We start from the raw sequence: 7,160 nt of genomic DNA on the forward strand, positions 1-7,160 counted from the left end.
CTCTGGCGCCGACGCCACCAGGCCCGAGCCTGCCGCAGCCACTACCGCAGACAAGCCTCCCAGTAACCATGGAGATCACATCTCCGGCTGGAGTACTAGCAGCTTCCAGACGATCTCGCGGGCCGTACCGCCAAGATCAACGGTCACGAGGAGCAGGCACACCACAGAAGTTGGACCAGAGCCGAGAACCGACAGCACCTGTACACGAGTTTGGGCAGCACTCTAAGCTCTGCAGAAATCGAACAGTTCATGACTTCAGGCAGCACGGGCCCCTGCCGAGAGTTCAGCAGGGGCCCACGGTGTAGAGAGCTGCAGAGGGCCGGGACCTGGCCTCGATGAGCGGCATGCCGGCTGACATCAGCTACCGTCTGCTGCCGGTCTTACGGCCCGGCCTCACTTCAGATGTCGGGTGAAGAACTCGGCCGCGGCGTCCCCCGCGAAGTGCGGGACGCCGGTGTGCCCGCCGAGATGGGCGTGCAGGGACTTCTCCTTGGAGCGGAAGGCGTCGAACAGGTCCAGGGCCGCCTGCCGGTCGTTCCCTGCGTCGTCCCACTGCAGCAGGACGTGTAGTGGAATGGTGACCTGCCGGGCCTCCTCGAACATGGCGCGAGGCACGAAACTCCCGGCGAACAGAACGGCGGCCGAGATGCGCGACTCGACCGCCGCCAGCCGGATGCCGATGGAGATCACTCCCCCCGAGTACCCGACCGGGCCGCCGATCTCGGACAGCGAAAGGAGGGCGTCCAGGGCGACCTGCCATTCCGGGACGGCCTTTTCGACCAGCGGGAGGGTGAGGGCGTCGACGATCTCGTCGCTGACCGGCTCGCCGGCCTCCATCGCCCGGCGCAGGTCGGCGCGGGCCTGCTCGGCGGCGGGCCAACGGGGCCGGTCGCCGCTTCCGGGGAGCTCGATGGTGGCCGTGGCGAAGCCATCCGCCGCGGAGTGCCGGGACCGGGCCACCAGTCGGGGGTACATCTTGCGCAGCCCGAGGGGAGGGTGGCCGAGCAGGATCAGCGGCGCCGGTGCGGATGCGGATACCGATGCGGGTGTCCACAGGATGCCGGGGATCTCACCGAGGGTGAATTCGCGTTCGAGGACGCCGTCGTCGAGGCGCTGCTCGGAAGTGAAATGCATGGTCGTGCCTTTCGGGAGTGCACTGGAACGGCGCTCCCGGACGACCTGTCTATCGCCCGACCGTGACCCCGGAGGGGAGCACCCATGTCGATACTGCGTTCATGGGTACCACCTCCTCGATCTTTCGCACGGCCTCCGGAAATCTAGCAGTGGTCGCCCTCGTCCGCCTAACGGGTTTTTGCGGGATTCCCGGGTGTGTCAATTTAACGGCTCTGGCCCGTAGTCGGTGGTAGGTCTGGGTGAGGGTGGCTACTGGAGCAGGATGCGGTGGCGGAGGAGGGGGAAGCCGGCGCGGCCGTGCATCTGCCTCGTGATCATCTTGGTGCGGGTGTTGACGCCTTCCGTGCGTCCGTTGTGGTAGGGCAGGGTGAGGCCGGCGTCGACGGCAGCCCGGTCGAGTTCCAGCCCGTTGGCGAAGGAGTGCAGGTGGGGCAGGTCGGCGGCACGGACCTGGGCGATCCACTTGGTGAGCTTGGCGTCATTGCCCTCGGTCGGGGTCAGGAGCTGGGCGAACTGTCCTGTGAGGTTGGCCAGTTTGCCCAGCTCGGGGCAGGAGGATGTCAGTTCCCGCAGGAAGGCGGTGTCTTTGTCGCGGAGGTTTTCGGGGCGTGACAGGAGGAGCCGGGAGAACCGCTGCGGGGTGGTGACCGGCCGTTCGCCCTCGATGCGGCCCTGGGTGACGTACTTGTAGAGGAGGTTGAGGCTGCCGGTGTAGCCCTGCTCCTGGATCTCGCGGAAGAGCTGCTGGACCGGGACGGCCGGGTCGGCGGCACGCCGGGCGCGGAGGTGGGGGCGGTGGGGGTCGACGAGCGTGGGCTTGTAGCGCGGTGCGGTCTTCTCCCCGGTGGGTTCCTTCATGCGGGCGTAGCGCTTGACGGTGTTGAGGGCGAGGTCGAGGCGGCGGGCACATTCGAGCAGGCCGACGCCCTTGTCGAGCAGGGCGTGGACCTGCTGCCATCGCTCGCGGGTGGTCTGCTCGCGCACCCCGCCGGGCAGGGCCGGGTTCACGGCGGCCGACCAGCACGCCGCATGCGAGCGGATCTCGGCGTGGGCCTTCTCGCAGAGGTTCTTCCACAGGTGCCAGCGGTCGCTGACCTGCACGGCTTCGGGGAGGGCCTGGCGGATGGCCTCGCCGTAGGAGCCCGAACCGTCACGGCAGACGTACTCGGCGCCGGGGTGCTCCCGCAACCACGCGGCCACGGTTTCCAGGGCCCGGTCGGGCAGGACGTCGATGCGTTCGCCGGTCTCGGCGTCGATGACCACGGTCGCGTAGCGGTGACGGCGCTTTAGCGCGAAGTCGTCGATCCCGATGACACGCGGGACGCGCACGGCCGGTACCGGCAGGGCGGTCAGCGTGCGCAGTGCGGAGGAGCGGGAGACAGGGATCGCCAGGAAATGAGAGATGCGGGCGCCCGCTCGGCCCGCTAACTCCTTTACCACAGCGCCGAGTTGGGTGGCGAAGCGGTTCGTGCGGCGCTGATGACGCTCCACGACCCCGGGCACCTGCTCGCGGAACGTCTGCCGCGGACAGTCCAGCACCGGGCACACCAGACGCCGCAGCCGGACACAGACCCTGACCCGCCGCCCGTCCACCGGGACGTCCGCGAGCGTGCGGGTGTGGAAGCCGTGGACCTTCTCCGTCGGCGTCCCGCAGGCCGGGCACGGCACCGGGCCGCCCCGTGTCCGCGCCGACACCAGGACCACATCACCGCCGTCCGCCGCATCCTCCACCGCCAGCGCGGACAACCCCGAAAACACTATCCCGAAAAGGGAGTTCACATCAGCCACGCCCGATCATGGCATGCCGTCACCCACAGCTACCACCGACTACGGGCCAGAGCCAATTTAACGGCTGATCTTGGTTGTCGAGTGGTTAGCCTCGATTCGTCAGTGGGGTTCGGTCGCTGATCGATCCGGCGGTTCGCCCGTAATGTCCTTGGCCGGTGTAGGACGGGCCGTCGCGTGACGCCGCGGCTGCGCCGGGTTCCACGGGCCCGGAGACTGCGGGGCTGCCCTCCTTCCTGATCCTCGTCGGGGAGATGCCGACCGTCAGGTGACGGCCGGAAGCTGGGTGAGCCGCCTCCAGCTGGTGGTGAACGCCGACGCCCAGGGCCAGGTCCGCTCGCCGCTGGTCACCTGGCTGCGCGATCACCCCGAAGTCGAAGTGATCTGCCGGGACCGGGCCGGTGCCTATGCCGAAGGCGCCCGCAGCGGGGCTCCGCAAGCCCGGCAAGTGGCGGATGCCTGGCACCTGCTGCGCAACCTCGCCGAGGCGGTGGAAAAGACGGTCGGCGCCCATCACCCGTGCATCCGGACGGCCTTCACCACGGCCCCGGTCGTCACGGAGTCCGCCGCCGCGTCCACGGGAACAGCGGAGCCGCCCGCAGAGGAGATGCCGTTCGTCCCTCCGGACGGCACCCGGGACGTCCTCGGGCGCACGAGGCGGCTGGTGGCCCGCACCACCGAGCGGTACACAGCGGTGCAGCAACTGCTCGCCGAAGGTGAATCTCTGGCCTCGATCAGCCGTCGGCTGCGGCTGGACCATTCAACGGTGCGGCGCTTCGCCCGCGCCCAAAGTCTCGACGAACTGCTGGTCAAGGCCAACAACCGGGCCTCGATCCTGGACGAGTACAGGCCCTACCTGCACGAACGCTGGCGCGAGGGCTGCCACGACATCCCTCAATTGCACCAGGAACTGCGCGCACGCGGCTTCACCGGCAGCATCCAGTGCGTCCGCCGCTACTTCCGGCCCTTCAAGAAGCCGCACAGCCCCAAGCCGCGCAACCCGCCCACGCCTGCTCCCGAGCCACGAGCCGCCCCGAAACCCCGACGCACCGTCCGCTGGATGATGACCAACCCCGGCCACCTCGCCGAGAGCGACGCGGCCGAGCTCAAAGCGATCCGGGCCGCCTGCCCGCACCTCGACGCCACCGCAAGCCACGTCCGCGACTTCGCCGCCATGATGCGCGACCTGCGCGGCGATGACCTGCCCGCTTGGATGGACCGCGTCCTCGCTGACGACCTGCCCGCCCTGCACTCCCTGGTCAACGGCATGAAACAGGACCTGGAGGGACCTGTCCCCGAGTGGTGGACACCTCTGAGCCCGGCCCCGCCACGGGCCGGGGAGGAGGGATCTCTTATGGTGATGAAGGTCTACTCGCCCGAATTCAAGGCAGACGCTGTCGCGCTGTACCTGTCGGACCCGAGCCACACTTTCGAGGGCATCGGCAAGGACCTGGGGATCAGCCGGGAGCCGCTGCGCAACTGGGTGCGGGCCGAGCGGGTCCGCTGCGGCGAGAGCGGCGCCATGATCAAGAGCACGAAGGACGTCCCGGTGAGCGAGGCCACGAAGGAAGAGCTGGAGGCCGAGATAGCGGCCCTGCGCGCGGAGAACAAGGACCTGCGTAAGCAGAACGCGACGTTGGCCACCGAACGGGACATCCTCCGTAAGGCGACGAAGTTTTTCGCCACCGAGATGAACTGGTGAACCGCTTCAAGTTCATTGAGGACCACTACCGCGCCTGGGGCGTGAAGCGGTTGTGTCACGTGCTGGAGGTGGCCCGCTCCAGCTTCTGTAAATGGCGGGCCGGCCGGGAGGCCCGCGCCGCGCGCGAGCGGGCCGACGCCGCTCTCGCCGAGCGGGCACCTACGGCCGCCCCCGGATCACCGCCGAGCTGCGCGAGGACGGCGAGCGCGTGAACCACAAGCGCGTCGGACGGGTCATGCGCAAGTACGGCATCGCCGGGCTGCGGCTGCGCAAGCGCCAGGTCACCACCGTGCCCGAACCGTCCGCCACACCCGTGCCGGACCTGCTGCGACGCGACTTCACCGCGAGCGAGCCGAACACCAAGTACGTCGGCGACATCACGTACTTGCCGGTGGGCGACGGCGAGTTCCTGTATCTGGCGACGGTGATCGACTGTTTCTCGCGCCGCCTGGTGGGCTGGTCGATCGCCGACCACATGCGCACCTCGCTGGTCACCGACGCCCTCAGAGCAGCCGCCGCGACCCGCGGCAACCTGGCCGGAGCCGTATTCCACAGCGATCACGGAGCGCAGTACACCTCCCACCAATTCGCCCAAGTATGCGCCGAGTTGGGGGTGCGGCAGTCCATGGGCGCGGTCGGCACCAGCGCGGACAACGCGCTCGCCGAGAGCTTCAACGCCGCACTCAAACGCGAGACGCTCCGCGGCGCCCGCCGCTTCGACGGGGCTCGCGCCTGCCGCCTGGCCGTCTTCCGCTGGACTACCCGCTACAACACCCGCCGACGACACTCGGCGAACGGACAGCAGGCACCGATCGCCTACGAGCAACAGTCAGCTACCCTGACACTCGCCGCATAACAACACGAACAGGTGTCCACCCCTCGGGGACAAGGCCCGGACGCCGTCACCGCCGGCCTGTCCACGTCATGGAGCTCAGGCCAGGTCGAGGGCCACGTGACCAGAGCCAAGCTCCTCAAGCGGATGGGCTTCGGCCGGGCCAACCTCGACCTCCTCCGCAGACGCATCCTCCTCAGGACGTGATCGCTGAGCTCGCCATATGCTGCAGGCCATCCGCGGACTGACGGAGGGATCGGACACGGTGAGCGAATCGTTCTTGCTGGTCTGCGACGACCTGCCGTACACCGTAGTCCTGACTGACGCCGGCCCCCGGGCCATCGAGATCGTGAAGCTACTGCACCGGCGAACCGGGCAGAGTTTGTGGCACTGCAAGTCCCTCATCAGCCACCTGCCCGCGACCATCCTCGAGAACGTGCCGGAAGAAGTCGCCTCCGCCATGGTGGCCGAGCTCCACGAAGCCGGTGCCAGCGCTCACGCTGAAGTGAATCAGTAAGCCTTCGGCACCCTCATCGTCACAAGATCCTCGACAAGCATCGCCGCCACGGCTTGCACGTGATTGCCCTGACCGATGAGCGGGACCGCCTGGTGTGGATATCGGCCGCCCGGCCCGGCCGCACCCACGACATCACCGCCGCCCGCTGCGACCACATCCTGGCCCACCTGCGTGCTGCCGGCCTCGGCGCCCTGGCCGACCTGGGCTTCCTCGGCCTGGACGACGACGGGGGACGATCCCGTGGTCGTCACCGGCTTCAAGGCCACCCGCGCCCGCAAGCTCACACCCGCCGAGAAGGAGGCCAACCGAGTGCTCGCCGCCGGACGCGCCCCCGTCGAACGCGGCTTCGCCCCCCTGAAGAACTGGCGGATCCTGACCAAACTCCGCACCGACCCTGCCCGCGCCACCCACCTGCTTCGCGCGCTGCTCGTCCTGGCGAACATCGAGGCCACTACCGGCAAATGATCTCTACCGCAGGCAGCTCACGACCAGCACAAGCACCCGGAACAGCGTCACTGAGCCGGCGTCGGCTGGGTGAGGTTCAGCGGGTTGCCGTCGGGGTCCTGGATGTGGGCGACGCGCTGTCCCCACGGCATGTCGTTGGGGCCGCCGCGGACCGAGCCGCCCAGCGCCGTTACCCGGCCGAGCGTCTCATCGACGTCGTCGACACCGATGCTGAGCAAGATCCGCGACGCCTCCCGGTCCCCCGGGTTCGCCTTGGCCACCAGCCCGAGGTCGGTGTCGCCGATGCGCAAGCCGAGGTAGAAGACCGGGCCTTCCTCCGGCACCCGGAAGATCTCCTTGGCGCCGAACAATTTCGTATAGAAGCCGAGCAGGACGTCGTGGTCGGCAGTCACGATCACTGGCTGGATGGTGGACATGGCACTCCTGTCGAGAACGGTCGTGTCGCTGGGTAGACCGTTCGAGGACGGTGAACTCATCGGCAAAACCGCCCTGTCACCACCCCCGAGAGCGAACGGTAGGCCTGCGTTCCGCGTAATTCAGCGGCCCAGAGTCACGAATCTGGGGTCTGACCTGCGCGGACATGGGTGAGGGCGCCTGAGAGGCGTTTCTCTAGGCGCTGGTGTTCGTGCTGTCAGCGGGGTGTGGGTTCGAGGGCGATGATCTGCTTCGGTGCGGGGATGTCGAGCTTGGCCAGCAGGTCCCTCTGGGGCTTGGTGAGGGCGGTG

7 protein-coding genes and 2 pseudogenes are annotated in these 7,160 nt (G+C 68.4%); 5 read left to right on the forward strand and 4 right to left on the reverse strand.

The genetic code is table 11. The features are described 5' to 3' along the window. Window positions 1-393: 393 nt before the first annotated feature. Window positions 394-1,134: an alpha/beta hydrolase gene (locus AB0N14_RS39160; RefSeq protein ID WP_366030472.1), complete on the reverse strand. Its 741-nt coding sequence runs from the start codon at window positions 1,132-1,134 to the stop codon at window positions 394-396. 249 nt (window positions 1,135-1,383) lie between these two features. Next, window positions 1,384-2,892: an ISL3 family transposase gene (locus AB0N14_RS39165; RefSeq protein ID WP_366030477.1), complete on the reverse strand. Its 1,509-nt coding sequence runs from the start codon at window positions 2,890-2,892 to the stop codon at window positions 1,384-1,386. A gap of 334 nt (window positions 2,893-3,226) precedes the next feature. Between AB0N14_RS39165 and AB0N14_RS39170 the strand changes: the two are divergent. The 4 genes and pseudogenes from AB0N14_RS39170 to AB0N14_RS39185 all read left to right on the forward strand — a co-directional run. Then, window positions 3,227-3,610, forward strand: a pseudogene (locus AB0N14_RS39170) (transposase); the annotation flags it as partial. A 663-nt stretch (window positions 3,611-4,273) separates the two neighbouring features. After that, window positions 4,274-5,477, forward strand: a pseudogene (locus tag AB0N14_RS39175) (IS3 family transposase). A 12-nt stretch (window positions 5,478-5,489) separates the two neighbouring features. Next, entirely contained in the window at window positions 5,490-5,660 is a 171-nt protein-coding gene (locus tag AB0N14_RS39180; RefSeq protein ID WP_366030479.1) for a hypothetical protein, read from the forward strand. 16 nt (window positions 5,661-5,676) lie between these two features. Next, on the forward strand, window positions 5,677-5,970 hold the full coding sequence (locus AB0N14_RS39185) for a ribosomal protein L7/L12 (protein WP_366030473.1): 294 nt from the start codon (window positions 5,677-5,679) through the stop codon (window positions 5,968-5,970). Here the strand turns inward: AB0N14_RS39185 and AB0N14_RS39190 are convergent. Next, entirely contained in the window at window positions 5,964-6,221 is a 258-nt protein-coding gene (locus AB0N14_RS39190; protein ID WP_366030474.1) for a hypothetical protein, read from the reverse strand. The two genes, AB0N14_RS39185 and AB0N14_RS39190, sit on opposite strands and share 7 nt — an antisense overlap. Here AB0N14_RS39190 and AB0N14_RS39195 point away from each other — a divergent pair. Next, window positions 6,211-6,435, forward strand: a complete 225-nt coding sequence (locus AB0N14_RS39195; RefSeq protein ID WP_366030475.1) for a transposase family protein — start codon at window positions 6,211-6,213, stop codon at window positions 6,433-6,435. The genes AB0N14_RS39190 and AB0N14_RS39195 overlap by 11 nt on opposite strands. Before the next feature lie 47 nt (window positions 6,436-6,482). On the opposite strand, the gene AB0N14_RS39200 is transcribed toward AB0N14_RS39195, so the two are convergent. Continuing rightward, entirely contained in the window at window positions 6,483-6,851 is a 369-nt protein-coding gene (locus AB0N14_RS39200; RefSeq protein ID WP_366030476.1) for a VOC family protein, read from the reverse strand. Window positions 6,852-7,160: the final 309 nt, after the last annotated feature.

The sequence above is a fragment of the Streptomyces sp. NPDC051104 genome (assembly GCF_040682835.1).
GTDB lineage: Bacteria > Actinomycetota > Actinomycetes > Streptomycetales > Streptomycetaceae > Streptomyces > Streptomyces cynarae.